Source organism: Christiangramia sp. OXR-203 (assembly GCF_034372165.1).
GTDB lineage: Bacteria > Bacteroidota > Bacteroidia > Flavobacteriales > Flavobacteriaceae > Christiangramia.
Genome location: NZ_CP139698.1, coordinates 3,212,267 through 3,237,910 on the forward strand (window position 1 = coordinate 3,212,267; position 25,644 = coordinate 3,237,910).

Consider the following 25,644-nt stretch of genomic DNA (forward strand, 5'->3'; position numbering starts at 1 on the left):
GTTTTCACGCAAGCGGGTGCAAATATAATTCTAATTAATTAATTGACAAAGGTTTTTGTCTATTTCAGAATTGATTATAGCGTGTGCTTCTTCGCTTCCTTCGTATTCCATGAATCTTTGAACAATTGCATGTATGCCAGGGTTAGAACCAAACTCGTAGCAAATCCCATTACAGCTACAACAAATAACACCACACCAATACTGGTGTTGTAATCTGTAATCCAAACCGTAATTAGATCATCTAAAAAACCGGGATTAATTTCCGTAGAATAAACTCCGAAGAAGATCGTGAATATAATAGTTGCATTAAAGCCCGTTAGCAAACTGGCCATAAAGCCTTTTTGATATTTAAATTTATTTCCTTTATGAAGTCTATAATGCTTAACAGCCTCAAACATCCCGTAAGCCATGATCACCCCATTGAATAAGCTATAAATTGGCTGATTGTGAGCATCGAATAATGAGAGAATTAGAAAATAAGCAATAAGACCGGCGGCAACAGCGACACCGTATTTAATAGGAATACTGAATTTACCCATAGCAAAGTTGGTTTTAGACGTAAATTTCCTAAAATTACAGCGTTTATTGCCTTAATAGCTTGTTAATTTTAACACATTTCACATAATCTCGATAATAAGCTGATTTTAATGTAACATTTTCAGAGCTGTACAAACTAATAATGGCAATTGAAAAAAACCTTAAAAAATGATTAACAAACTAGGACTGTTATTCTGCTTTTTCCTGATTGGAATCGTAGGATTTGCTCAGGAAGTAGAATTCACTGAGTATGATTTAGACAATGGGCTGCACGTGATCCTGCATAAGGATAACTCTGCTCCTGTTGTGACCACATCTGTTATGTACCATGTGGGTGGAAAAGACCGTGAAGACGGAAGAACCGGGATGGCTCACTTTTTTGAGCACCTTTTATTTGAAGGAACCGAGAACATTCCAAATGGAAAGTGGTTCGAAATCGTTAGCTCAAATGGTGGTAGCAACAATGCTAATACCAGCCAGGACAGAACTTATTACTACGAAGTATTCCCTTCAAACAACCTTGAATTAGGATTATGGATGGAATCTGAAAGAATGCTACACCCAATTATAGGTCAGAAAGGGGTGGATACTCAGAATGAAGTGGTAAAAGAGGAAAGAAGACTACGTATGGATAATTCTCCTTATGGTAACTTATTACCAGCTATGCAGGAGAATATGTTCGAAAATCATCCTTACAAGGATCCGAACATTGGCTATATGGAAGATCTTGATGCGGCTACCTTAGATGAATTCAAAGCTTACTTCGATAAATATTACGTGCCTAACAATGCTGTATTGGTAGTTGCTGGTGATATTAAGATAGATGAGACCAAGAAAATGATCCAGGATTACTTTGGTCCAATTCCTTCAGGAGATGAAGTAACCAGAAATTTCCCGAAAGAAGAACCCATTACAGAGCAGATCAATGCGAAGTCTTATGACTCAAACATCCAGATCCCGGCTTCAGTAATTGGATACAGAACTCCGGCTTTTACTGAAAAGGATTCTTATGTACTAAACATGATCTCTGACTACCTTAGTGATGGTAACAGCTCGAAACTTTACAAGAAACTGGTAGATGAGCAGAAGCAGGCACTTCAGGTTGGAGCCTTCAACCTGGAGCAGGAAGATTACGGGATGTACCTTATCTTCAGTATTCCGCAGGGAGAAACAGAACTTGAGACTTTAAACACAGAGATTGAGGAAGAGATCGCTAAATTGAGAAGTGAGCTTATTACTGAAAAAGATTTTCAGAAGCTACAGAACAAAGCAGAGAACAACTTTGTCAACTCAAATTCCAGTATTGCAGGTATTGCAAACTCTCTTGCAAGAAACTACCTTCTTTATGGAGATACTGATCTTATCAACGATCAAATCGATATTTACAGAAATATCACCAGAGAAGACATCAAAAGAGTTGCTTCAGAATACTTAAAGCCTAACCAAAGAGTAGTGCTTGAGTATTTACCAGCCAGCGAACAGCCGGAATAATAATTAAAAAATTGAAAACAATGAGAAAAAATATACTAACTCTAGCAGCGTTTGCAACGCTAACAGTTGGAGTTTCAGCTCAGATCGACCGCAGTCAGATGCCCGAACCGGGTCCTGCCCCAAAAGTAAATGTGGACGAACCTGAAACCTTCAAGCTTGATAATGGAATGCAGGTAATGATCGTGGAAAATAATAAATTACCACGAGTTGCCATGTCTCTTAGATTTGACAATGCTCCTCATGCTGAAGGTGCCAAAGCGGGTGTTTCCGGAATTACCGGTGACCTGATTGGAACCGGAACCAAGAACATGTCTAAAGATGAATTCAATGAGAAAGTTGATTTCCTTGGTGCACGTCTAAATTTTTACGCTGGTGGAGCTAATGCAAATACACTATCCAAATACTTTCCTGATGTGCTTGCTTTAATGGCAGACGGAATGATCAACGCAGAATTTACCCAGGAAGAGTTCGACAAGTCTAAAGCAAGAACTATCGACGGACTTAAAAGCAGCGAAAAGGATGTTTCTTACAACGCACGTAGAGTTCGCTCTGCCTTAGCTTATGGTAAAGATCACCCTTACGGTGAATTCTCTACGGAAGAAACTGTAAATGCAGTAACCCTGGAGGATGTGAAATCTTACTACAAAACATGGTTCTCTCCAAAAAATGCCTACCTGGTAGTTGTTGGAGACGTAGATGAAGATGAAGTAAAAGATCTTGTAAAAAAGAACTTTTCTTCATGGACAGGCAAAGCGACTCCAGAAGCTAAAATGCCTGCAGTTTCCAATGTAGAGCAAACAGAGATCAACTTTATTGATATGCCAAACGCTGTACAGTCTGAAATCGCTCTTGTAAATACCATCAATCTTAAGAAAAAGGATGATGATTACTTCCCGGTTCTTGTAGCTAACAAGATTCTTGGTGGAGGTGGTGAAGCAAGATTATTCCTTAACCTTCGTGAGGACAAAGGTTATACTTATGGAGCTTACTCAAGCACCGGGAATGATAAATATGCTTCAACTTTTGTAGCCAGTGCAAGTGTAAGAAATGAAGTTACAGATAGCTCTGTAGTAGCATTCCTGGACGAGGTTTACAAAATGAGAAACGAAATGGTGACAGATCAGGAACTGGCGAATGCCAAGGCTAAGATCACTGGAGATTTCGTTCTTTCATTAGAGCAACCTTCAACTATCGCGAATTTCGCCATGGAAATAGAAACCGAAGATCTAAATGATGATTTCTACGAAGAGTATCTAGAGAGAATCGACAAGGTTACTAAAGAAGACGTTCAACGTGTTGCAAAGAAGTATTTCCTTGCAGATAATTCAAGAATCGTGATCGCAGGTAAAGGTGCAGATGTATTGGAGAATCTTGAGAAGATGACCTATAATGGCAAAACTTACCCGATCAATTACTATAATAGATTTGGGGAGAAGACTGAAAAGCCAGAGCAAAAGCAAGTCGATGCTAATATGAGCGTTGAGAAGGTATACAACAAGTATATTGATGCTATTGGTGGTCGTGAGGCAGTTGAAGGCATCGAAACTGTAAAAATGATCGCCAGTGCAAATGTTCAGGGTAGAGAACTTGGACTTGACATGACTAGAACTGCTGCTGGAAAATTAAGCCAGGAAGTAACTATGGGTGGTCAGGTTGTAAGCAAGCAGGTATTCAATGGTGAGAAAGGTTTCGTAATGCAGATGGGACAGAAAATGCCATACAACGAAGACCAGATCAAAGTTGCCAAGACAGATGCAAATGCATTTCCTGAGCTTACTGTTGGTGATGCGAAGATCGAAGGGATCGAGCAGGTAGACGGTAAAGATGCTTACGTAGTAAGTGCAGATGATACTACAAAAAATTACTATGCTGTAGACAGCGGACTAAAAGTACAGTCTGTAAAGACAGTTAGCCAGGGAGGTCAGACAATGAGCATTCCGACTGGGTATAGTGATTATCAGGAAGTAAAAGGAGTAAAATTCCCTTTCACTATCTCACAAAGTATGGGACCACAATCTTTTGAATTTAAAGTTTCAGAAATTATGGTGAACGAAGGAGTAGAAGATGCAGATTTCTCTGTAGAATAATTATTTCTTCTGAAGAATATGAAAGCCCCGGAAACGGGGCTTTTTTTATATGTTGCTATTTCTTCTTCTGATAATATTTCTTGAGCGATTCACAATGAATACACCCAGCAGTATCACCATTGCTGAAACTAACTGCCAGAAACTAAAGACCTCTCCATCCAACATTCCCCATCCAACAGCAACTACCGGAATGGTATAAGTAACCGATGTAGTAAATACAGGATCTGAGATCTGTATCAATTTATTGAAAATGATCATTGCCACCCCGGTTCCAATGACGCCCAGTATTCCTACGTAAACGAGCGATAATTCAACTATAGTAGTAATAGGCTCCTGTTCAAAAAATCCTGAAAAATACAGGATCAAAAGTGCTGGAAATAAGAGCACAAAAAAGTTCCCTGCGGTAATTCCAAGCGGACTTATATCACTCATCTTAGTCTTGAGAATATTTACGTTTACAGCGTAACATGCCGTTGCCATAATCACCAGCAGACTATAAAAGTAATTCTGATCTGGATTGATACTCGCCCCGCTAAGGATGAGTCCGAAGGTTCCTAGCAGGCCAATAATCACGCCGGTGATCTTATTCTGTGTAACTACAGCCCGAAAGAAAGCAGCTCCTACGATCAAAGTCAATAAGGGAGTGGTCGCATTCAGTATGGAAGCGATGGCACTATCGATTTCGGTTTCAGCAAAGGCGAAGAAATATACCGGAAAGAATGAACCGAGAAATCCTGAAATTACGATCCATTTCCATTGTTTCCCATTCAGTTTCATCAAACTTCGGAAACCTACAAATATTAAAAACAGTGCTGCAAATATGATTCTGAAAGACCCAACCTGCAAAGGACTCAATCCTACAAGGGCTTTTTTAATAAGAATAAAGGAACTACCCCAAACAATAGAAAGGATTATAAGATAGATCCACTTGCTGTTTTTCAAACCTGAAATTTTAGTCCGGCGAAGATAATTTTTAAATCTTATGAAAACACAAAAAAACCATCCCGCAGTGCGGGATGGTCTATATCTAAAATAAGCAATATTACTGGTTTTCTGTAAGCGGAATCGGAAATTGCTCAAATACATCATCCCCTTCCCTATCGGTAGGTAATTCATCCAGACGATCATACCTGCGTACATCCAGCCAGCGATGACCTTCAGCAAACAACGAATATCTTCTTTGCATAAGCATCTCATCAATAAGAGAAGCTTCAGAAGTATCACCATCATAATCATCCAGTCCTGCTGAATCCCTTATTAGATTCAAAGCTTCTACAGCTTCAGAAGGATTTTGATAAATATTCGCTTCCGCATAAAGAAGTATTAGTTCCTCATTTCTTATGATTGGAATCGCATCAATATTGGAAGTATATCTGAAAACCGCATAATCTCCTGTTAGAAAATCGAAGGTTAAAGGTTCACTTCGCTGGGCAACTTTACTAAGCCGCTCATCTCCATCCTCAGCATCGGTAACGAAATCTGGCTGCACGATCCTTGCTCCTGCAGTAGTCGCTTCGACAGGAAAGAATAATGGATTAAGGATATCTGTTTGATCTGCACTAAAGTTGTAGTAAATACCCTCATCAAGCATGGAAGCATCCAAAGTGAGAAAACTATCTTCCAAGTAATCCAGTACTGCAGGAAAATCTTCCTGGTATGCCGCCACCCTCGCTGCAATTGCTTTGTTTGCTTCCAGGAAAGATTGAGGAGTACTGAAGCCTGAAAATCCAGATGTGAGCGTAAATGGATAGGAATCCCCGCCATTCTGGAGATCTCCAGCCGCCTCATCAAGTAAAGCTCTAATTGCAGTAAGCGCTGCATCATAACCTAAGAATGGTCCCAGATTATTTTCATCTGCTACATCAATTCTAATTCCATTTTGATAGGTTAGATTCAAATTCAGCAGTAATTCATAGGCTTTTACCGTCTTTAAAAAACCTTTGGTGGCGTTAATCTCTGAGTCTGAAAATTGAGCTGAAACGTCCTGACCTTCAATAAATTCAAGGATCAAATTCACATTTTTGACTGTTCTGTACCTGGCTGCCCATGGATTGGTAATATAAAAGGTATTATTATCCAGTACCGCGTTCTCTTTTCCAAGAAGATCTGCAGTAAACCGAGGATCTGAACTGGAAAATCTCCAGTATTCACGGCCTATTACACCAAGATCATCATAGTAAGTACCAAGTCTCACGCGCATACTGTAAAGCACACCGCCAACCAGATCCTGAAGATCTCCTCTGGTTAGATTATCACGGAAAGCGTCTACCTCCGGATTATTAAGATCTGAAAACTCTTCTACATCGCAAGCTTGAAAACCGCTAATCAAAAAGAAGAGTATGAATATTTTAGTTAATGTATTTTTCATCATCTACGTATTAAAAATTAACTGCTAAGTGAAAAAGAAATCTCTTTGAAGAAGGGAACGGAGTTACATCAACCCCGGTAAAAATTCCGTTTGCTCCAAAGTTGGACACTTCAGGATCATAACTGTTATAATCAAAAATGTTGATTAGGTTAGTACCCGAGAATCCAAGTTTGATATTATCTATAGTGCCATTCAGGAAATCGTCATAAACTTCCGCAGGAATATTATAGTATAAACCAAGCTCACGCATTCTCAAATAAGAGGCATCTTCTACAAAAACCTCAGCAGATGATCCTAACTGACTCACCCGGTAAGGTCCGTTTCCAACCTGACCGTCTGGATCCAAATCTACGGTATCATAATCGTGACTGGTTCCATTAAGGTCGGTCAATAAGGTCGTAAGATTCACATTTTCACCACCATTTTTCCATTGCCAAACAAAGGAGAGGTCGAAGTTTTTATAAATCAATTGAGAGTTGAAACCCATTTGAAAATCTGGTTCGGCATCTCCGAACTTCTGAAATCCGTTCTCTCCAGGGTTTGGTCCAATCCCAACGATTTGTGTAGCGCTTGATCCTTCTTCTATTCTGAAGGTTCCTAAGGTTGCTCCAAAAGCTCCAATATTAAAAGGATCTACATCAAGCCTGGTAATTTCTGAAGTATTCTTGTAGAAATTTACTCCCAGATTCCAGGTAAAATCTTCCGTAGCAACAGGAACCGCATCAAGCGTTAATTCTATACCACGGTTTCTTAACTCTCCGGCATTCACGAATTCACTGGTAAATCCTGAAGAAGGCTCCAAAGCTGCCTGAAGAATTAGATTTTCAATGGTTTTGATATAATAGGTAGCAGAGAAATTAAGTCTGTTGTTAAAGAAGCTTACGTCTGTACCAAATTCAAGTTCTTTCTGTCTTTCAGATTCAAGATTACGATCTCCACGAACTCCAATTAAACTAATTCCAAGTAACCCATCTGTGGAAAAGGTATTATAGGAAGTGAAAAGTGCTCCAAATGGTGGGAAATTACCAGCCTCTCCGTATGCTGCTCTTAATTTAAACTGACTCCACGGACTGTTTTCATTCCAGAATCCGAATTCGTTAAGATTTACCGCTACAGATGCTTTTGGATAATAATACAATTCGTTCGCATCACCATTATTAGAAGATTTATCACCTCTAAGACCTACAGTTGCAATTACCTTATCCTGAAAATTCACTTCCTCCTGAACAAAGAAACCAGAATCTTCCTGAAGCAATCTCGTTTGGTTAACACCAGTGTTCGCTGCCTGATCTACATTGGTTTCAGAAGCAACAAGGCCGGTGGCAGAAATTAATTGAGTATTCCTGTCGAAATTTTCTCTGGTCACCCCAGCCTGAGTACGGAAGTTGAGATCGTTTCCGGTAAAATAATTATGCACCAGAAAAGCTGAAAGGTTATAGTTCTTATTTTGAGTATCACCCTGAACCGCAACCCCATTCAATCCACCATTTGATGGTTTTTGAAATTGTAAGGATTTAGGAAATATTGCTCTGGTTTTGAGTCCGTAGAAATCCAGACCTCCACGAAGGATCAATTCAAGGTTAGAACTTTCAGCTTTATAAATATCAATATTAGCGGTTCCACCTACAATGAACCTGTTCACGGTTTCATTATTTCGAACCTGATCTCTGGTTTGTAAAGGATTGGAAGCCCCGGCAGGATTATCTGGATAAACCCCATCCTCATTGGGGAAAAGTTCAAGCCACGGCGTAGTTCCGGTAAGTGTCACCCCAATCGTAGTTCCTGAATTGTCATTATTGAAGAATCCCCTGTTCGCAGATGAATGTGCGTAACTGGAACTCAGTCCAAGCTTAATAAAGTCGGTTGGTCTGTGATCAAGATTCAATCTCAGGGACGTTTTCTTATAACCTGTTCCCTTAACTATACCTTCCTCGTCATTATGAGTAATCCCGGTATAAAAACGAGTTTTTTCACTACCTCCGCTCATACTGAAGTTCGTGATACTTATAAGTCCTTTTTCTCCAAATATTTCTTTTTCATAATCCACGAGCCTTCCTTCCTGTTGAGCTTCCAGAAAACTTGCCGCTGCATCATCGCCAAAGCTATCACGCACACGCTGCTCGTTATAGTCACGAAGACCTAAAAGATTATTTACTTCTGTCCATCCGGTAGCCTGAGAGAAATTGAAAATAGTTTCTCCTGCCTTACCTTTTTTAGTAGTGATGATAACTACCCCGGCAGCTGCCCTGGAACCATAGATGGCTGCGGCAGATGCACCTTTAAGTATTTCGATATTAGCAATATCTTCAGGGTTAATATCTGCAATCCTGTTGGATGGGTTATCCTGGTTGGATGCACTACCACCTGCCGCTGCTGCAGATACTACATTAAGCCCGGCTGCAATCGAACTATTATCTATATAAACACCATCAATAATGTAAAGGGGTTGCGTATTACCCTGAATTGAGGTTGCACCTCGAAGTTTCACCGACAGACCACCACCAGGCGCTCCGGAATTTGCACTTACCGTTGCTCCCGCGAATTTACCATACAGTGCACCATCAAGTGTGGGAGGAGGCGTTCTACCTGATATTTCGCTTGCAGAAAGGGATGACACAGCGTTTGCCGCATTAGCGCGTTTTACAGAAGTAGCCAAACCTGTAACCACCACTTCATCAAGAGTAGCTGAAGATTCAACAAACTGAACAGTCATAGGTGAATTTGAGGTCACCCTGATTTCCTGTGTCTCAAAGCCCAGGTAAGAAAAGACTAAAGTAGTAGGCAGAGATTCTACACTAAGACTATAGTTACCATCAAAATCACTCGTGGTCCCGTTAGTGGTTCCTTTCTCGATCACATTAACGAAAGGTACCACCTCACCAGTGGCTTCATTAATTGTCTTACCCTCCAGCACTTCCTGTGCACACATAATTGTTGGGGTAAGCAGAAAGAGAATTAATCTGAGAGATACCAAATAAAATTGCCTCATAATTAATGTATTTATAGTTACATTAACAATATAGGCTATTTTTAACTATATTATTAGAGATTTTTCTAATGAAATCTTAATAAAGCATTAGTTCCACTGAAGACTTTCCATTAAATGTCTGATATCCTGTTTAAGGTAATTGGCAGCAGGAACAATGGAGTCATAATTTGGTAAACTATTGAAATATACAGAACCAGTAATAAAATGATCTGTACTATCTGTTAGATAAAACTGCGCCTGCGAGGCGGCATTACCTTCTACTTTATATAACATTCCGTAGGTTTTATGCAGGTCGTTCGTATACACATCCCCTTCTATGGCATCTGCTTTTACAGTATGCTGTAAAGGTAGTTTTTGAGCATCGGTAAGTAGTGAATCCAGATTATCACTAACAGGCTGATATGTAAGAAAAATCACCCCGTTCATAGCATCGTAATTAATGTTGATCCAGCACGGAATTTTATTTCTTGAAGGCGAAATTCGAGCATTGGTGTTTTTCTCAAATATGTACGGGCAACCAATATTCACCTGTTCGTAGTGTGCTTCTGGATATTCCAGCGCCAGGAAAGCTTTTGGTTTTGGTTGCACGTCGTCCTTACAGGAACTAAATGAAAACAATAAGCCTAGTATAAAGATCAATTTTCTCATACAGGAGCAATATTCAGCTTGATTTGCTTGATCCTTTTATCATCGATCACTTCTATTGAGAACGTATAATTCAAAAATATTATTTCATCATTTTTCTTCGGAAAACCTCCCGAGATCTCAAGTAAGAATCCAGCCAAAGTATCTGCCTCTCCTTTTTGATCTTCAAAAACCGTAGGATCTTCGATTTTGGTGATCTTGTAGAAATCTTTAAGCGGAGTTTTCCCTTCAAATACGAAGTTATTTTCGTCGAGTTTTGAATAGATCAGGTCTTCGTCATCAAATTCATCGCTAATATCACCAACAATCTCTTCTATAATATCCTCCAGGGAAATAAGTCCGCTGGTTCCGCCATACTCATCCACTACAATGGCGAGATGATTCTTCTTGTTTTTGAAATCGTTCAAAAGATCATCCAGTTTTTTATTCTCAGGAACAAAATAAGGTTCACGAAGCAAACTCGTCCAGACGAATTTCTTGTCATTTAAATAAGGTAACAGATCTTTGATATACAGAATCCCAATAACATTATCCACGTTTTCACGAAAGACCGGAATCCTGGAATAACCGTTTTCAATGATCTCAGGAATTATTTCGTCGTATGGACTATCTTCATTAAGTGCGAAAATATCCATCCTCGGACGCATCACCTGCTTAGTGTCTGTATTTCCGAAACTAACGATCCCTTGCAGGATTTTTTGTTCTTCCCGGGTTGTATCTTCTTCGCTGGTAAGTTCCAGCGCCTGGGAAAGATGATCAATACTTATAAAAGAACGTTGCTTCCCGAATTTATCATGAAAATAGAGGGTAACGGCTCGCATTGGAGTACTTAAAGGCGAAAAGAGCGTATCCAGAACATTGATAGGATAAGCCATAAAATTGGAGAATTGCACCTTGTTTCTACTGGCATATACCTTCGGAAGGATCTCTCCAAATAATAAAATCAGGAATGTTACCAGACCTACTTCAAATATAAATCGCAGATCAATGCCAAAGTATGTAGTATTCATCCTTCCGAAGATATCATCGGTAAGACTATCGAAAAGAAGGACAATGGCAATATTGATGAAATTATTAGCTACAAGAATCGTAGCCAGTAATTTTTTAGGTTTTTCAAGAAGACTGATGACTATATTCTGTGTCTTCGACCTCTTCCCATCTTCAGTAATGAAATTCGCGGGAGTAAGTGAAAAAAATGCAACTTCTGCTCCAGAGATCAATGCAGAACATAACAATAGCACGAATAATGTTATCAGGCTAATAAGCTGGGTAATTCCCATTGAGGCTAGAAACAAAAGCAAACTGGGAGGTTCCGAATCCAAAGGCTGAAATTTTAGTTAAACTTAGAAGGGTAAATCGTCCTCTTCTTCTGTCTGGTTATAAGGTTCATTTCTACTTCCGGGACTTTGTGTCGCTGGTTGTTGTTGCGCAGGTCTATTCTGACCCATTTGCTGATTTCCGGTAGATGGCTCTGCAGAACTTTCATTCTTAGGTGTCAGAAATGTGAATTCTGTACAATGAATTTCTGTAGAATATCGCTCGCTTCCAGAGTCATCCTGCCATTTACGGGTCTTTATACGACCTTCGATATAAACCTTGTCTCCTTTTTTCAGGTATTTTTCACAGATCTCTGCAGCTTTATTCCTAACTACCACGTTGTGCCATTCAGTATTGGTCACTCGCTCACCAGTTGTTTTATTGGTGTAGCTTTCATTAGTAGCAATCGGGAAACGCCCCAGCGATCCTCCACCTTCAAAATAATGCATTTTCACGTCATCCCCTGTATGTCCAATCAACATTACCTTGTTCAATGTACCTGTCATTTCAGTATAATTTTGAAGCCAATAAAGGCTTAGTAAGACTAAATTTATTCTAAAATACTAATTTTTTTTCGCCACAATGTCAAAAACGAGCAAAGATATAAACAAGCATCTATTTATAATCCTCCGGAAGGAACTCATTTAAAAAATTTTCTATAAGCACCGGTACTGGATAATTCTGCAGCTCATTAAAATTAATGGATTCGAGGCTTTCAGCATCAATATTCACGGTCCAGAAGGTTGTATGCAAATGCTGATGGGATAGTTTATGTACAACCTCCTTCTCATTATATATATGTAGTTCAAAATTTTGATCACCTACGAGTTCCTGAAAGTTCTCTGTATCAATAAGCTCTGCTTCACCAACTGGCTTATTGGTCTCTATCAACGGAAATTGATAAAGTCCTGACCAGATGCCCTTTCCTGTTCGTTCTTCAAGAATGGTTTGCTCATCCCTGTAATGAGGGACTACATAATTAAAGTATCGATGCCTGATCTTTGTCTTCTTAATCTTTACAGGCAGCTCCTTGATTTGATCATTCTTCAGAGCCAGACATACATCATTAAAAGGACAGGTCTCACACAAAGGATTTTGAGGCTTGCATTGAATGGCGCCAAATTCCATGATCGCCTGGTTGAAAGTAGCCGGATCTTTATGATCTATGAGTTCCTGTGCGAATGCTTTAAACTCTTTGATTCCCGGAGTACTATTAATAGGAGTTTCTACCCCAAAAATCCTGGACAGAACACGGTAAACATTACCATCAACGACCGCAACCGGTTCATTAAAGCAGAAAGAAGCGATAGCACTGGCTGTATAATCACCAATGCCTTTTAAGGTCTTAAGTTCTTTATAATTATCTGGAAAGATCCCCTCAAGCTCCTCGGAAACCTTTATCGCTGTGGTGTGCAGGTTTCTCGCTCTTGAGTAGTAACCCAATCCCTGCCATAATTTTAGCACGTCCTGCTCGGGAGCATTCGCCAGGGCATGAACGTCGGGATACGCTTCAATAAAACGCAGATAATAAGGCAGGCCCTGTTCCACCCGTGTCTGTTGCATTATTATTTCGCTAAGCCAGATTTTATAAGGATCCTGAGTAGATCTCCATGGTAAGTCGCGTTTGTTTTGCAAATACCATTGCTTCAGTCTTTTGGAAAAAACCATAGTAATTTAAGAATCTCCGCAATAATAGAGGTTTATTCCGTTATTATTAGTGAATTAGGTTTGAAATATTGCAGATTTAATTCTTATATTTGCCCCCTTGAAAAATTGAACCCCAATAATTAAATTTAAATAGCACGAAAATGACGAAAGCAGATATTGTAGCAAACATTTCAGAAAAACTGGGAATGGAAAAGGCAGACGTACAAGCTACTATAGAATCTTTTATGGATGAGGTTAAAACATCGCTAGAAAGTGGAGATAACGTGTATCTTCGTGGTTTTGGAAGTTTTGTCGTAAAGACCAGAGCTGAAAAAACTGGAAGAAACATTTCCAAGAACACAACCATTAAAATTCCTGCTCACAACATTCCTGCATTTAAACCTGCAAAGATTTTTGTAGAAGGAGTTAAATCAAATGTTGAGGTAAAGTAAATTGAAACACCGGACGACCCGGTCTTTCCAAGAAATAAGTATTAATTTAAATGACATTGCACTATGCCAAGTGGTAAAAAAAGAAAAAGACATAAGGTGGCTACGCACAAGCGTAAGAAGAGAAGAAGAGCTAATCGCCACAAGAAAAAGTAGTGTGACAACTACTTTTTTTATTTAATTACAATCGTTCTTTGAAATTGAAACCTTCAGCAAACGAGTTTTGCTAAAAAGGTTTCTTCAGGATTCAAAACCTGTGAAAAATAATGTTTAATCCATCTGTGTCTGTAAGTATTACAGGTATGGATATAAAATCTGGAAGTGTGGACAAAGAATTAATTATCCGGTCCGAACCTTCTGCTGTAGATTTTGCCTTATTAAAAGATGGAAAACTTATTGAACTTAACAAAGAAGAGGACAGCACCAAATTCAATGTTGGAGATATTTATATTGCCAAAATTCGAAAAGCTGTCCCTGGGTTAAATGCCGCATTTGTAAATGTTGGCTATGAGAAAGATGGTTTTTTACACTATCATGATCTGGGACCTCAGATTTCTTCTCTAGTAAAGTTCATCAAACGTGTAAGCACAGGTAAACTAAAAGATTATTCTTTAAAGAATTTTTCTATTGAAAAGGATATAGACAAAAACGGCTCTATTGCCGATGTCTTAAAATCCAATCAATCGCTACTGGTTCAAATAGTTAAGGAACCAATCTCCACGAAAGGCCCCAGGATTAGCTCAGAGCTATCCCTGCCGGGGCGCTATATCGTTCTTGTACCTTTTTCAAACAGGGTTTCAGTTTCTCAAAAAATTGAAAGCAAAGAAGAAAAGGAACGTTTAAAGAGACTGGTAAAAAGCATCAAACCTAAAGGATTTGGTGTAATTGTTAGAACCGTAGCTGAAGGCAAGAAAGTAGCAGAACTGGACAGAGACCTACAGAATTTAGTTGGTCGCTGGACAGGAATGTGTAAAAAATTGTATAAACCTCATCACCCGTCGAAAGTACTGGGAGAATTGAACAGAGCCTCTTCACTGTTAAGAGATATATTCAATGATTCGTTTACTTCGATTTGCGTGGATGATGAAACACTTTATACGCAAATCAAAGATTATGTGAGCGAAATCGCTCCTGAAAAAGAATCAATCGTAAAGTTGCATCAATCCAATCAACCCATTTTCGAAAAACACGGTATCGAGAGACAAATAAAAACTTCCTTTGGGCGCACCGTATCTATGAGTAAAGGCGCCTATCTGGTAATAGAACATACTGAAGCCATGCACGTCGTTGACGTAAACTCCGGTAACCGTTCCAATAAATCCAAAAACCAGGAAGACACTGCGTTAGAGGTTAACATGATAAGTGCCACAGAAATTGCCCGGCAGTTACGCTTGCGTGACATGGGTGGTATCATTGTAGTGGACTTTATAGACATGAACAAAGCCGAAAACAGAAAGAAACTCTACGATCACCTGCGTAACGAAATGAGTGATGACCGTGCCAAGCACAAGATTCTACCTCCGAGTAAATTCGGATTGATACAAATTACCAGACAACGCGTAAGGCCTGAAATGAATATCAAGACCCGTGAGGACAATCCGAACGGAAACGGCGAGATCGAGGCACCAATTAGTTTGGTGAATAAGATCAAAGTCGATCTTGAAAAGCTTATCAAGAAAGATCATAAAAAGATCACCCTTAGCGCACACCCCTTTATTGCAGCCTTTTTAACTAAAGGCTTTCCATCTCCCCGCTCCAAGTGGTTTGTAGACCACAAAAGGTGGGTGAAAATTTTACCTCGCGATGCTTACACGTATTTAGAGTACCACTTTCACGATAATGACGGGAAAGTGATCCAATAACAAGAACGCCTTTCAAGCAATTGGAAGGCGTTTTTTTATACCCTATTCTGAAATTGCCAATTGGCATTTGAGCAACAATTCTTTGGCATTGGTTTAACTACAGCCATGTATTCTTCCGCTTAATTTTATGGTATTAACCATTTAAAATTAATCATGAAGAATTTAAAGGACCTATTCGAACACCAGCTGAAGGATCTCTACAGCGCAGAAACCCAATTATTAAAAGCTCTTCCTGAGATGGCTGAAAATGCTACCGATGCTAAGCTGAAGAAAACATTTGAAGCACACCTTGAAGAAACCAAGGAACACCAACAACGCCTGGAAGAAATTTGCAAAGAACTGGAAATTAAACCAACCGGTGAAACCTGCAAAGCCATGAAAGGTCTTATTGCTGAAGCTGAAGCATTTCTAAAAGAAGATGCTGAAAAAGAAGTGCGTGATGCCGGTCTAATCGCAGATGCTCAAAGAATAGAGCATTACGAGATCTCAGGATATGGAACCGTAGTTCGTTACGCCAAGGAACTAGGCTACAACAGCATCGCAAAAAAACTACAAAAAACGCTCGACGAAGAATATAAAGCAGACGAGAAACTGGATAAGCTAGCAGAAGGCCGACTGAATAAAAAAGCTAAATAGAACCTTGATTTAAGTATTTAAAACCTTCCTTTCAGGAAGGTTTTTTTATGTTTGAACTTCTAATTTTTCAGCAATTAGAATTCAAAATTCTATATTTGGAACATGAGGAAATTCCCACTTCTTGTAAGTAGTATTACCCTAATTCTGGGATTCACATTTTACGGCGAACTAATCACATTCAGCCTATATGACACCTATTATTTGATTCCTGCGGAAGTTGTTCTATTTTCCATCTGGTTTTTGATCACTGTTATTTACTGGGCGTTCCAGTTGAAAAGATACTTATCCCGAAATGAAGCATAAATTCAAATCTTATAGTGTAGAGGAAGCTTTACAGAAGCTGATGCATTTCTGCGCTTACAGAGATCGTTCTCAGAAGGAAGTAGAAGACAAATTGAATGAAATGCATATGATTGATGCAGCAAAGGAAAAGATCATCATAGAACTCATGCAAGAAGGTTTTCTGAATGAAGAACGTTTTGCCAGAAGCTTTGTAAGAGGGAAATTCAGAATAAAAAAATGGGGACGTATTAAGATCACCCAAGAATTGAAGAAAAGAGGAATATCGTCACCTATTATCAAAATGGGACTTACCGAGATCAAAGAATCTGATTATCGTTCTACTCTGTTCGAACTTGCTGAAAAGAAACTTCAGAAGATCAACGAACCAAATGAATACAAAAGAAAAGGTAAGCTGGCAGATCATCTAATGCGCAAAGGCTATGAATCTTCACTTGTTTTTGACTCTATCCAGGAAATACTTTAGTCGATCTTATTCTTGCTATGCGTATTTTTAATAGCCTGCTGATTCTTGTAATCTATCCATTTTTGTCCGCGTAATTTTCGCATATAATTATCAAAATGCCTCATAAAAACAAGGTTGTATATAGCCTTGGAAAAGTTGGTAAGCGTTCTTGGAGTTGCCCGTAAACTCATGGAAAAACCGGCAGTAAGATAAGTCATATGATGCCAGTAACCTTCAGGCATATACAAAGTCTCACCGTGTTTAAGTTCTGTAACGAAGCCTGTGGCTTCTTTAAGCGCAGGAAATTTGCCATAATCTGGATTCGTAAAATCTATATCCTCTCGGCTTATCAAGGCATGAGGTACCTTGTATAGATATTTACTTTCAGAAGGTGGAAATAAGATACAACGCTTTTTTCCGTGGAAATGAAAATGGAGAATGTTCGCATAGTCTATGTCATAATGCATAAACACCTTACTGTTTTCTCCACCAAAAAAAAGCATAGGTAACTGCTTTAAAAAACGCAGACCCATATCTGGAAATTTAAAATCTTTTTGCAGTGCAGGAACTTCCTTCATTAGATGATATAGAAATATACGGTAATTCGTAGGTTCAAACTTTAGAAGATCCACATAATCCCGCATTTTCATCTTTGTATGCGGCTCATTGAATTTAAATTCTGAACTAATTGGGCGATCATCATACAAAGGCACTTCCTTTTCGCCGGCAATATCTCTTATATATTGAAGATTCCATTTTTCGTAAGCAGGCCAATCCTCGATCAAACGTTCGATCACTACTGGTTTTTGCGGTCGAACATAATCTTTTACAAAATCTGCTTTTGAAATGGTTTTAACCTTCGGTATGTTCTCAAGTCTCATAAATTCATCCTTCAATTAATACCGGCATAGCGATTCGTGCGCTCAATTGCCTTGCGGTTTTTGTAGTCTATCCATTTCTGACCCTTCAATTTACGCATCAAATTATCATAATTCCGCATAAAAAGAAGATTAGATATAACCTCTCCCAGATCTGATGGTTTTGTGGGCAGCGATCTAAGCGTGAGTGACAAACTTGGAGTTTCATATTTCACCCAGTGCCACCAGTGACTGGGAATATACAAAGCATCTCCGTGTTCTAAAATGCATTCAAAACCTCGGGCTTTTGCTAAAGCAGGATATTTTTGTAGATCTGGATCATCCATATCAATGATTTCCATACTTACTATAGAATAGGGCACCTTGTATAAAAAACCTGTTTGATCTGGTGGATACAGGATAATACGCTTTTTGCCTGCAAAATTGAAATGGAAATTATTTGCAAGATCCATATCGTAATGCATAACGACCTTAGAACCTTCTCCTCCAACGAATAATACCGGGAGTTTCTTAAAAAACTTGATTCCCAGTTCCGGATACTCAAAGTCTTCAATAAGTTCCGGGCAGTTCTGAAGTAAATTAAAGAAGAACATCCGCAGATCTGTAGGACCATTCTCTAGGATATCTATATAGTCTTTGAAAGGTATTTTTTGAGCAGGACCATGAGAATTAGAATGACCGCTGGCAGGTTTGCCGTCATACAATGGAACGATAATCTCTCCTGCTTTCTCTTTGAAATAATCAAAATTCCACTTTTTGAGAGCAGGCCAATCCTGGCTAAGATCTTCAATAATAACCGGTCTTCTGGGTTCAAAATATTCCCGGAGAAAATCTTCTTTTGAAAGATTGCTTCGCCTGGGAATATTTTGGAGATCCAGTTTCAATAGATATTCGTTAATTAAACCTTCGTTTTTGCCTTTTGCTGAGCTTCAAGGTTACGCTCGATCTTATGTCCTGGCCGGGACCATTTTGGTTTTTCGTTCTGACTCTGAAATTGAGAATTTTCAGCTGCAACACTTTCAGGCTGAGATTTCTTAACGAAAGGTTTTTGCGGATTTAAACCAAGCATTTTAAACATTTCCATATCCTCATTTACATCAGGATTTGGAGTTGTAAGCAATTTATCTCCAGCAAAAATGGAATTTGCTCCGGCAAAGAAGCACATTGCCTGTCCTTCCCTGCTCATCTGAGTTCTTCCAGCAGAAAGTCTCACCTGTGTTTCTGGCATTACGATCCTGGTTGTTGCCACCATCCTGATCATATCCCAGATTGGCACTGGCTCCTGTTCTTCCATGGGCGTTCCTTCTACAGGAACAAGCGCATTGATTGGAACAGATTCCGGCTGTGGATTAAGAGTCGCGAGCGCAACCAGCATTCCTGCACGGTCGGCAGGACTCTCTCCCATTCCTATGATCCCGCCACTACAAACTGTCACATTCGTTTTACGAACATTATCGATCGTAGCAAGTCTATCATCAAAACCACGGGTAGAAATCACTTCTTTATAGTAATCTTCAGATGTATCCAGGTTGTGATTGTAAGCATAAAGTCCGGCTTCTGCCAGTCTTGCCGCCTGGTTTTCAGTAAGCATTCCCAGCGTACAGCAAACCTCCATATCAAGTTTATTGATACTTCTTACCATTTCCAGAACATTGTCGAACTCTTCCCCATCCTTTACATTTCTCCAGGCTGCACCCATACAAACTCTGGAACTTCCAGAAGCTTTAGCGCGCAATGCCTGGGCTTTCACCTGGTTTACACTCATAAGATCATTACCTTCAAGATCTGTATGGTAACGGGCCGCCTGCGGACAGTATCCGCAATCTTCAGGACAACCGCCGGTCTTTATAGAAAGTAAAGTTGAAACCTGTACTGTATTTGGATCATGATGCTCGCGGTGAATGCTTGCAGCTTCATAAAGCAGATCCATAAATGGTTTGTTATATATATCGAGGATCTCTTCCTTCGTCCAGTCGTGTTTAAGTGCCATGTAATTCGATTTGTATTCAAAAATAAAGAAAACTAAGCTTTAAAGGGTAAAGCTGCAATAAGTTTTATGAACGCGATTCCTAACAATATTAATTTGCAGAAATTAGCAGGGAAACCGCATTCCCACCAAAACCGACAGAATTCACCAGAATGTTTTTTAATTGTGTAGGTTTCTTCTGAAATTTTGAAAAGGGAACAGTTATAAACTGTTGATGCTGAATCATTAATATCGCCATTTGTATATTCAGAATTCCGGAAGTCGCAAAACTATGACCGGTCTTCCATTTGTTGGAGGTTATTGCTGGTTGATCATCGCCAAAGATCGCTTTCACCGCATTTACTTCAGCCAGATCACCGCCAATGGTTCCCGGAGCGTGCATAACGATCGCATCAATTTCTTCGGAAGCGTCTTTAATTGCCATTTTCATACTCTTCTGAAGACAGAAACCTTCCCGGGATAATGAAGCTCCGTGTTTTAATTCTTCATTGGCATACCCAATCCCGCGAATAATAGCTTGCGATTTTTCTGAAGGGTTCTTGCTTAAAGATAATAATCCTGCAGCTTCACTCAAGATCATGCTATTCTTTTGCTTCTCCATGTTCAGCGATTTACATGGATATTCATCGTCACTTTGCGCATAGATCTTCATGGCATCCATTTGAGCGAGTGTAAAACCTGTAAGAGGTGCTTCGCTGCCACCGGCAATAAAGTTGTCTCGCATTCCACTTTCCAGCCAGGCGATCGCATTTAAAATTGAATGCATTCCTGTAGAACAGGTAATACTATGCGAAAACTCTGGGCCTTCCAGTTGCAGATCCTGCGCAGTCCAGGAGGAAATATTTCCCAAAGTGGTAGTTGGAGAACTATAGGTAGATGCCTTTCCGGTCTCTACAAATTCTTTGTGATACTTTTCAAAAAGTTCTGTTGCACCACGACTACTTCCTATGTTCAGTCCGGAATTACGATTATTGAAACCCAGTTCATTTTTCAGTTTCCGACCGGTGAGAATTGCCATTAAAACCGAACGGTCCAGATGGCGATACCTGGAATCTTCCTGCTGAAGCTCTAGTAGTTCATTATTGAGATATTCCGATAATTCTCCTGCCCACCAGGATTTTTCAGTAGTAGTTTTTTTACTAAAACGATGGGAGTCATGGAGATAATTACTCCAGATCTCTTCGGCAGAACTTCCTAATGGTGAAATACTGGCAATGGCGTCTATGGAAATTGGGTTTTTCAAGGACTTATTTTAAAGCAAAAATAGTATTGATAGTTCTTTTGGATACTTCATCAAGCGTTAATTTACGCCTGAAATTGATCTATGCATTCCTGAAGTAATTTATAAATCGATGTCATCTGCTCTTCAGGAGTTACATACGGCGGCACGATATAGATCGTATTCCCAAGCGGACGTAAAAACAGCCCATTATCCATAAAAAACCTGAAAAGCTTGTCTCTCAAATTCCCGTAGCGCTCCATTTCCACATGAAGTTCAAAAGCGAGGATCACACCCATAGAGCGAGCGTTGAGAACCTGCTGATTTTGCTTCAATTCGCGAACGAAATTCTGGTTAGTATTAGAAATTCTGTGAATTTTCTGTTGAATTTCTTCGGAAGTTAGTAATTCTATTCCTGCAAGAGCTGCTGTACATGCGAGTGGATTCGCAGTATAGGTATGCCCGTGAAAAAGACCTTTTGCAATTTCTTCTGAATAAAAAGCATCATAGACCTTTTGATTACAGGAGGTTAGTCCCATAGGCAGCAAGCCTGCCGTTAGAGCTTTGGACATGCAGATCACATCTGGTTTTTCTTCAATATAATCTGAAGCAAAATAAGTTCCGGTTTTACCAAAACCGGTCATGACCTCATCTGCCACCAGGAGAACTTCATGTTGACGACAAAGTTTCAATATTGCATTCAGGCCCTCAGCATCGTGGAACTTCATTGCTGCAGCCCCCTGAATTAGTGGCTCATAAATAAATCCAGCAATATTTTCCTTGCTGAGTATAGATTTTAATTGATCAAGAATTGCCTTGTTGTTAGTTCCATCTGGAACCGGAATACGTTCTACACGTATAAAATGATCTTCAAAAGCTCCATTATAAACTGAGAGTCCGGAGACTGACATTGCGCCAAAAGTATCTCCATGGAATCCATTTTCGAAAGCCAGCATCACTTTTCGATCATTTCCAAGGTTATGATGATACTGCAAAGCCATTTTGATCCCGATCTCGGTCGCTGTGGAGCCATTATCATTGAAAAACAGTTTTTGCTGCCCTTCAGGTAGAATTTTTATCAATGCTTCAGATAGCTCTATGGCAGGTTTATGTGTAAATCCGCTGAAAACCACCTGATCCAGATTCTGCATCTGCGCAGCGACCTTATTTGTGATATAGGGATTACAATGCCCATATACTGCAGTGTACCAGGATGAGATTCCGTCGATATAATCACGACCTTCATCATCAGTAAGTATAACTCCGCTCGCTTTTGAAATTGGCAGCATTTCTGAAGAAACTTTATGCTGTGTAAGCGGATGCCATAAATGCTTGCTGTCTCTTTCTTTAAGATTTGATGTAATGTCTACTTCTTGCATAATTTCTCCCTCCATTTTTCAGCATATTCCAGTACTACATTTTTATCAAAGTATGGCTCCTGCTCTATTCTTCCCAGTACTTCAATACCACTATGATCCTGGATCGCCTGCTCAGTACTTCTATGCTCATTCCCGCTGAAAATGATCTTAATATTTTCTATCCCTCGCGACCTGAGCATTTGAATACTTAACAAAGTGTGATTTATACTTCCCAGATAATGCCTTGAAACTAGAATAACGCAATCATCTTTTCCAATAAGATCCAAAATTGTGCTTTTATTGTTTAAAGGCACAAGTAATCCACCAGCTCCTTCAATAACGAGATCGCGATTGGTTTTAGGCCTTTTAATCTTCTTTATATCGATCTTTATTGAATCAATTTCAGCAGCAGCATGCGGACTCATGGGACTATTCAAAGCATAGCTATTCTTATGAAAGGTCGTCATGGAATTGCTAATCAAACGTTCAACCTTGTGAGTATCTGAATTATTTAGATCACCTGCCTGTACAGGTTTCCAGTAATCGGCTTCCAGTGCTTCAGTGATCATAGCAGCCGCGATGCTTTTTCCAACATCTGTGCTAATTCCGGTAATAAAATAATGAGAAGGCATTAATTTGATTTTTGCACAAAGTTAGCCAGCCTTTCCAAGACCTCCGAAATTTCTTGCTTCGAATTATAGGCATGCAGACAAAATCTCAATCTTTCCTGTCCCACCGGAACCGTTGGCGATAATATAGGTTTTACCACGAAGCCATTTTCCTGTAACTGCAAAGCAATTGACTTGACCCTATCATTACCTGATACGATACAACTCTGTATAGCAGAATCACTATTTGTAAATCTTTTTGCCAGCACGTTCTTACCAAGTTCCGCTTTAAAGAAATTAATATTTGCGCGAAGTTTTGTGATATTCTCAACATCCCATTGTAGATTTTCATAAACTGCAATAATCGTAGCAAGGGTATGTGGTGGTAGTGCAGTGGTATAAATAAAGCTTCTTGCAAAATTTATCAAATAATTTTTCAGCTTATTACTTCCCAGGATAGCAGCGCCATGGCTCCCAATCGCCTTCCCGAAGGTCTGAATTCTTGCAAACACATTTTCTTCGAGACCAAGTTGCTGCACCAAACCAACACCATTTTCTCCAAATACGCCGGTAGCATGAGCTTCATCTATAACTAGTAAGGCATTATACTGCTTGGAAAGTCTAGTTATTCCTTCTAGATCTGGAATATCTCCATCCATAGAGAATACAGATTCGGTCACTATATAAACCTGGAAATCATTCGATGAATGATCGAATTTTCTCAGTTTCGCTTCAAGATCCTGCAGGTTGTTATGAATAAATTTATAAGATTTCGCCAGGCTCATTCTAATACCATCCCGGATAGAAGCGTGACTCAACTCATCATAGAATATAAAATCACCCTTCTGAGGTACTGCGGAAAAAAAACCCAGATTGGCATCGTAACCAGAATTAAAGATAAGAGCAGATTCAGCATCATGAAATTCAGCAATCATCTTTTCAGCTTTACTGAATAATGGATGATTACCAGAAAGAAGTCTGGAACCGGTAGCTCCATTTTGATAAGCTTGTGTCTCCATTATCTCTGAAGTTCTCTTTCTAATAACTTCCGAAGAAGAGAAACCAAGATAATCGTTAGAGAAAAAATCTACACCTTCAATTGCTAAAGGAAGACTTCTCAAGGAATTATCATTTTTCCTTTTTTCAAGTCTTTTCTCTAATTTTAATGGAAGCTTTTGCATAAGGCAAACTTAAGCAATGAATTTTATAAAATATGAACTGGGAACTATTTGCTCTTAGAGTCGTACTTGCAACAATCGCCGGACTTGTGATTGGCTATGAAAGGGAAATCCAGGGCAAAGGTGCGGGATTAAAAACCAACGCTCTGGTAGCTCTAGGCTCTGCGATCTTTATATTAATGGCTCTAAGGTTTCAGAATGAAGAGTCGGTGGATATCACTCGGGTGCTTGGCCAGATCGTTGTTGGTATTGGCTTCATTGGTGCAGGAACAATTCTGGAAAAGAAGCGGAAAATTCAGGGTCTTACTACCGCGGCTACAGTCTGGTGTAGTGCTGCTACCGGATGTCTTGCAGGTTTCGGGATGTATACAGAACTAGGGATAATAAGCGGACTTATTTTGATAATAAATCTCGTTTTTGGATACGTTGAACACGAAATGATCAAAAAGGATAAACAGGATGAGGAGAAAAAGGATTAACTGCTAATTACTTATCGGCATCATCCATTTTGCTGTGATCTACGTTATCTTCAGGAGTATCGTCTACCTTACTTTTTAGGATATGAGTGTTCTTTTGATATTTACCTTGCAATTCATCCATTACCGATTTATCCCAGAGTTTAACTCCTATGAAATAAGAAGCTCGGCCAATGAGGTGTGCACTTACAGGGGCCGTTAAGAACAGGAATAGAATAATAACAAATGCCTGTGAAGTCACATCTGCATTGCTGAAAAATATGGTAGAACTAAGTAATAAGAGGCCAACACCGAGAGTGGCCGCTTTGGTAGTTACCGATATACGAAGATAAGTGTCTGGCATACGAACGATCCCGATCGCTGCTAAAAGAACGAAAAGGGCTCCCAGTGTTGCTATGGCGGCTATTATGATATCTATCATTTCCTTTTACGTTTTTCAAGATAAAATGAAAGCGCTACTGTGCTCAAAAATGCGATCAATGCCAGAATTAGAGCAGTATCCATCAAGGTTGATTGGTTGTAAATGATACTGTATATCGCAATGATCCCGATCCCGGTGGTAATGAGAAGGTCAAGCGAAACAATTTTATCTGCGATGCTTGGCCCTTTCATAAACCTCCACAGTATCAAAACTGCAGAGATCACCAACACAGGTAATATGATATAATGTAAATATTCAACTAACGTCATGACAGCACTTCCAAAATTCTACGTTCAAATCCATCCTTGATTCCGCGAATGAATTTCTCTCTATCCTTCAGGTACATGGCATGTACAAAAAGAACCTTTTTATCATTAGATACATCGATGCTCAAAGTACCCGGCGTGAGGGATATCATATTCGCGAGAACAGTAATCCCGATATCAGACTTAACATCCAGTGGCACCATAATTATACCCGGCGTCACATTAAGTCTTGGCGTGATCACTTCATACGCAACTTCCAGGTTGGCTTTTACCAGTTCGTAAAGAAAATTCAGCAACAACAAAATGATCTTCGGAACAATAAGAAAATAACGACTTCGCTTTCTCCCAACAGTGATGATCCATAGAATATGAAAATTCAGAAAGAATCCAAACAGGTAGTTTTCGAATGAAAAATCACCCGTAAGGGCAACCCAAACGAACGTTAGCAATATGTTTGAAAGAAATTTATTCTTCATCTTC

General features: G+C 39.4%; 27 protein-coding genes. 8 read left to right on the forward strand and 19 right to left on the reverse strand.

What is annotated here, in order from left to right:
• Positions 1-74: 74 nt before the first annotated feature.
• Positions 75-539 carry a DUF4199 domain-containing protein gene (locus T8I65_RS14880; protein WP_141878997.1) on the reverse strand — a complete coding sequence of 155 codons (465 nt, stop codon included), beginning with the start codon at positions 537-539 and terminating at the stop codon, positions 75-77.
• Positions 540-705: 166 nt separating this feature from the next.
• Here T8I65_RS14880 and T8I65_RS14885 point away from each other — a divergent pair, with 166 nt between their 5' ends.
• The gene (locus T8I65_RS14885; RefSeq protein WP_322301334.1) at positions 706-2,028 is read left to right on the forward strand and encodes a pitrilysin family protein; all 1,323 of its coding nucleotides are present in this window, start codon (positions 706-708) and stop codon (positions 2,026-2,028) included.
• Positions 2,029-2,048: 20 nt separating this feature from the next.
• Positions 2,049-4,115: a pitrilysin family protein gene (locus T8I65_RS14890; protein ID WP_322301335.1), complete on the forward strand. Its 2,067-nt coding sequence runs from the start codon at positions 2,049-2,051 to the stop codon at positions 4,113-4,115.
• 45 nt (positions 4,116-4,160) lie between these two features.
• Here the strand turns inward: T8I65_RS14890 and T8I65_RS14895 are convergent, their stop codons facing one another.
• The 8 genes from T8I65_RS14895 to mutY form a co-directional block, all read right to left on the reverse strand.
• A complete protein-coding gene (locus tag T8I65_RS14895; RefSeq protein ID WP_322301336.1) occupies positions 4,161-5,057 on the reverse strand; it encodes a DMT family transporter in 897 nt (298 codons plus the stop codon).
• Between the two features lie 100 nt (positions 5,058-5,157).
• Positions 5,158-5,604 carry a RagB/SusD family nutrient uptake outer membrane protein gene (locus tag T8I65_RS15775; protein ID WP_416173220.1) on the reverse strand — a complete coding sequence of 149 codons (447 nt, stop codon included), beginning with the start codon at positions 5,602-5,604 and terminating at the stop codon, positions 5,158-5,160.
• The gene (locus T8I65_RS15780) at positions 5,526-5,939 is read right to left on the reverse strand and encodes a pyocin activator PrtN family protein (RefSeq protein WP_416173221.1); all 414 of its coding nucleotides are present in this window, start codon (positions 5,937-5,939) and stop codon (positions 5,526-5,528) included. The genes T8I65_RS15775 and T8I65_RS15780 overlap by 79 nt, the downstream gene beginning before the upstream one ends.
• 554 nt (positions 5,940-6,493) lie before the next feature.
• Positions 6,494-9,472 (reverse strand): SusC/RagA family TonB-linked outer membrane protein, encoded by a 2,979-nt coding sequence (locus T8I65_RS14905; RefSeq protein ID WP_322301338.1) that lies wholly within the window; start codon positions 9,470-9,472, stop codon positions 6,494-6,496.
• 87 nt (positions 9,473-9,559) lie between these two features.
• Positions 9,560-10,120: a gliding motility lipoprotein GldD gene (gldD, locus tag T8I65_RS14910; RefSeq protein WP_322301339.1), complete on the reverse strand. Its 561-nt coding sequence runs from the start codon at positions 10,118-10,120 to the stop codon at positions 9,560-9,562.
• Positions 10,117-11,439, reverse strand: a complete 1,323-nt coding sequence (locus T8I65_RS14915) for a gliding motility-associated protein GldE (RefSeq protein ID WP_322301340.1) — start codon at positions 11,437-11,439, stop codon at positions 10,117-10,119. Before T8I65_RS14915 ends, gldD begins: the two co-directional genes overlap by 4 nt.
• 21 nt (positions 11,440-11,460) lie before the next feature.
• Entirely contained in the window at positions 11,461-11,940 is a 480-nt protein-coding gene (locus T8I65_RS14920; RefSeq protein ID WP_322301341.1) for a single-stranded DNA-binding protein, read from the reverse strand.
• Positions 11,941-12,049: 109 nt separating this feature from the next.
• A complete protein-coding gene (mutY, locus tag T8I65_RS14925; RefSeq protein ID WP_322301342.1) occupies positions 12,050-13,102 on the reverse strand; it encodes an A/G-specific adenine glycosylase in 1,053 nt (350 codons plus the stop codon).
• Between the two features lie 140 nt (positions 13,103-13,242).
• On the opposite strand from mutY, the gene T8I65_RS14930 reads away from it, so the two are divergent.
• The 5 genes from T8I65_RS14930 (at position 13,243) to T8I65_RS14950 (ending at position 16,794) form a co-directional block, all read left to right on the forward strand.
• Complete coding sequence (locus tag T8I65_RS14930; protein ID WP_026913962.1) at positions 13,243-13,533, forward strand: HU family DNA-binding protein; 291 nt, start codon at positions 13,243-13,245, stop codon at positions 13,531-13,533.
• A gap of 320 nt (positions 13,534-13,853) precedes the next feature.
• A complete protein-coding gene (locus T8I65_RS14935) occupies positions 13,854-15,392 on the forward strand; it encodes an Rne/Rng family ribonuclease (RefSeq protein ID WP_141879263.1) in 1,539 nt (512 codons plus the stop codon).
• 153 nt (positions 15,393-15,545) lie between these two features.
• A complete protein-coding gene (locus T8I65_RS14940; protein WP_322301343.1) occupies positions 15,546-16,028 on the forward strand; it encodes a ferritin-like domain-containing protein in 483 nt (160 codons plus the stop codon).
• Positions 16,029-16,130: 102 nt separating this feature from the next.
• Complete coding sequence (locus tag T8I65_RS14945) at positions 16,131-16,331, forward strand: hypothetical protein (RefSeq protein ID WP_322301344.1); 201 nt, start codon at positions 16,131-16,133, stop codon at positions 16,329-16,331.
• The gene (locus T8I65_RS14950) at positions 16,321-16,794 is read left to right on the forward strand and encodes a regulatory protein RecX (RefSeq protein WP_322301345.1); all 474 of its coding nucleotides are present in this window, start codon (positions 16,321-16,323) and stop codon (positions 16,792-16,794) included. Before T8I65_RS14945 ends, T8I65_RS14950 begins: the two co-directional genes overlap by 11 nt.
• Here the strand turns inward: T8I65_RS14950 and T8I65_RS14955 are convergent.
• The 7 genes from T8I65_RS14955 to T8I65_RS14985 all read right to left on the reverse strand — a co-directional run bounded on the left by T8I65_RS14955 (position 16,791) and on the right by T8I65_RS14985 (position 24,004).
• Positions 16,791-17,654, reverse strand: a complete 864-nt coding sequence (locus T8I65_RS14955; protein ID WP_322301346.1) for a cupin-like domain-containing protein — start codon at positions 17,652-17,654, stop codon at positions 16,791-16,793. The genes T8I65_RS14950 and T8I65_RS14955 overlap by 4 nt on opposite strands.
• 11 nt (positions 17,655-17,665) lie before the next feature.
• Positions 17,666-18,535, reverse strand: coding sequence for a cupin-like domain-containing protein (locus T8I65_RS14960; RefSeq protein WP_322301347.1), 870 nt, complete (start codon positions 18,533-18,535; stop codon positions 17,666-17,668).
• 14 nt (positions 18,536-18,549) lie between these two features.
• A complete protein-coding gene (gene bioB, locus T8I65_RS14965) occupies positions 18,550-19,641 on the reverse strand; it encodes a biotin synthase BioB (RefSeq protein ID WP_295177879.1) in 1,092 nt (363 codons plus the stop codon).
• An 88-nt stretch (positions 19,642-19,729) separates the two neighbouring features.
• Positions 19,730-20,881: a beta-ketoacyl synthase N-terminal-like domain-containing protein gene (locus tag T8I65_RS14970; protein ID WP_322301348.1), complete on the reverse strand. Its 1,152-nt coding sequence runs from the start codon at positions 20,879-20,881 to the stop codon at positions 19,730-19,732.
• Positions 20,882-20,943: 62 nt separating this feature from the next.
• Positions 20,944-22,236 (reverse strand): adenosylmethionine--8-amino-7-oxononanoate transaminase, encoded by a 1,293-nt coding sequence (bioA, locus tag T8I65_RS14975; RefSeq protein WP_322301349.1) that lies wholly within the window; start codon positions 22,234-22,236, stop codon positions 20,944-20,946.
• The gene (gene bioD / locus T8I65_RS14980; protein ID WP_322301350.1) at positions 22,224-22,847 is read right to left on the reverse strand and encodes a dethiobiotin synthase; all 624 of its coding nucleotides are present in this window, start codon (positions 22,845-22,847) and stop codon (positions 22,224-22,226) included. The genes bioA and bioD overlap by 13 nt, the downstream gene beginning before the upstream one ends.
• Positions 22,847-24,004, reverse strand: coding sequence for an 8-amino-7-oxononanoate synthase (locus T8I65_RS14985; RefSeq protein ID WP_322301351.1), 1,158 nt, complete (start codon positions 24,002-24,004; stop codon positions 22,847-22,849). The genes bioD and T8I65_RS14985 overlap by 1 nt, the downstream gene beginning before the upstream one ends.
• Before the next feature lie 32 nt (positions 24,005-24,036).
• On the opposite strand from T8I65_RS14985, the gene T8I65_RS14990 reads away from it, so the two are divergent.
• The gene (locus T8I65_RS14990; protein WP_322301352.1) at positions 24,037-24,480 is read left to right on the forward strand and encodes an MgtC/SapB family protein; all 444 of its coding nucleotides are present in this window, start codon (positions 24,037-24,039) and stop codon (positions 24,478-24,480) included.
• Between the two features lie 7 nt (positions 24,481-24,487).
• Here T8I65_RS14990 and mnhG read toward each other — a convergent pair whose 3' ends face one another.
• From mnhG to T8I65_RS15005, 3 genes are read right to left on the reverse strand one after another with little or no spacing between them, the layout of a single operon-like run.
• Positions 24,488-24,898, reverse strand: a complete 411-nt coding sequence (gene mnhG, locus T8I65_RS14995) for a monovalent cation/H(+) antiporter subunit G (RefSeq protein WP_026913951.1) — start codon at positions 24,896-24,898, stop codon at positions 24,488-24,490.
• Positions 24,895-25,167, reverse strand: coding sequence for a monovalent cation/H+ antiporter complex subunit F (locus tag T8I65_RS15000; protein ID WP_322301353.1), 273 nt, complete (start codon positions 25,165-25,167; stop codon positions 24,895-24,897). Before T8I65_RS15000 ends, mnhG begins: the two co-directional genes overlap by 4 nt.
• Complete coding sequence (locus tag T8I65_RS15005) at positions 25,164-25,640, reverse strand: Na+/H+ antiporter subunit E (RefSeq protein WP_322301354.1); 477 nt, start codon at positions 25,638-25,640, stop codon at positions 25,164-25,166. The genes T8I65_RS15000 and T8I65_RS15005 overlap by 4 nt, the downstream gene beginning before the upstream one ends.
• Positions 25,641-25,644 lie beyond the last annotated feature (4 nt).

Coding starts and splice junctions, on each gene's coding strand:
- T8I65_RS14880 (WP_141878997.1), bottom strand. CDS start 539: ATGGGTAAATTCAGTATTCCTATTAAATACGGTGTCGCTGTTGCCGCC.
- T8I65_RS14885 (WP_322301334.1), top strand. CDS start 706: ATGATTAACAAACTAGGACTGTTATTCTGCTTTTTCCTGATTGGAATC.
- T8I65_RS14890 (WP_322301335.1), top strand. CDS start 2,049: ATGAGAAAAAATATACTAACTCTAGCAGCGTTTGCAACGCTAACAGTT.
- T8I65_RS15780 (WP_416173221.1), bottom strand. CDS start 5,939: ATGATGCAGCGCTTACTGCAATTAGAGCTTTACTTGATGAGGCGGCTG.
- T8I65_RS14905 (WP_322301338.1), bottom strand. CDS start 9,472: ATGAGGCAATTTTATTTGGTATCTCTCAGATTAATTCTCTTTCTGCTT.
- gldD (WP_322301339.1), bottom strand. CDS start 10,120: ATGAGAAAATTGATCTTTATACTAGGCTTATTGTTTTCATTTAGTTCC.
- T8I65_RS14920 (WP_322301341.1), bottom strand. CDS start 11,940: ATGACAGGTACATTGAACAAGGTAATGTTGATTGGACATACAGGGGAT.
- mutY (WP_322301342.1), bottom strand. CDS start 13,102: ATGGTTTTTTCCAAAAGACTGAAGCAATGGTATTTGCAAAACAAACGC.
- T8I65_RS14930 (WP_026913962.1), top strand. CDS start 13,243: ATGACGAAAGCAGATATTGTAGCAAACATTTCAGAAAAACTGGGAATG.
- T8I65_RS14940 (WP_322301343.1), top strand. CDS start 15,546: ATGAAGAATTTAAAGGACCTATTCGAACACCAGCTGAAGGATCTCTAC.
- T8I65_RS14945 (WP_322301344.1), top strand. CDS start 16,131: ATGAGGAAATTCCCACTTCTTGTAAGTAGTATTACCCTAATTCTGGGA.
- T8I65_RS14950 (WP_322301345.1), top strand. CDS start 16,321: ATGAAGCATAAATTCAAATCTTATAGTGTAGAGGAAGCTTTACAGAAG.
- T8I65_RS14955 (WP_322301346.1), bottom strand. CDS start 17,654: ATGAGACTTGAGAACATACCGAAGGTTAAAACCATTTCAAAAGCAGAT.
- bioB (WP_295177879.1), bottom strand. CDS start 19,641: ATGGCACTTAAACACGACTGGACGAAGGAAGAGATCCTCGATATATAT.
- bioA (WP_322301349.1), bottom strand. CDS start 22,236: ATGCAAGAAGTAGACATTACATCAAATCTTAAAGAAAGAGACAGCAAG.
- bioD (WP_322301350.1), bottom strand. CDS start 22,847: ATGCCTTCTCATTATTTTATTACCGGAATTAGCACAGATGTTGGAAAA.
- T8I65_RS14985 (WP_322301351.1), bottom strand. CDS start 24,004: ATGCAAAAGCTTCCATTAAAATTAGAGAAAAGACTTGAAAAAAGGAAA.
- T8I65_RS14990 (WP_322301352.1), top strand. CDS start 24,037: ATGAACTGGGAACTATTTGCTCTTAGAGTCGTACTTGCAACAATCGCC.
- mnhG (WP_026913951.1), bottom strand. CDS start 24,898: ATGATAGATATCATAATAGCCGCCATAGCAACACTGGGAGCCCTTTTC.
- T8I65_RS15000 (WP_322301353.1), bottom strand. CDS start 25,167: ATGACGTTAGTTGAATATTTACATTATATCATATTACCTGTGTTGGTG.
- T8I65_RS15005 (WP_322301354.1), bottom strand. CDS start 25,640: ATGAAGAATAAATTTCTTTCAAACATATTGCTAACGTTCGTTTGGGTT.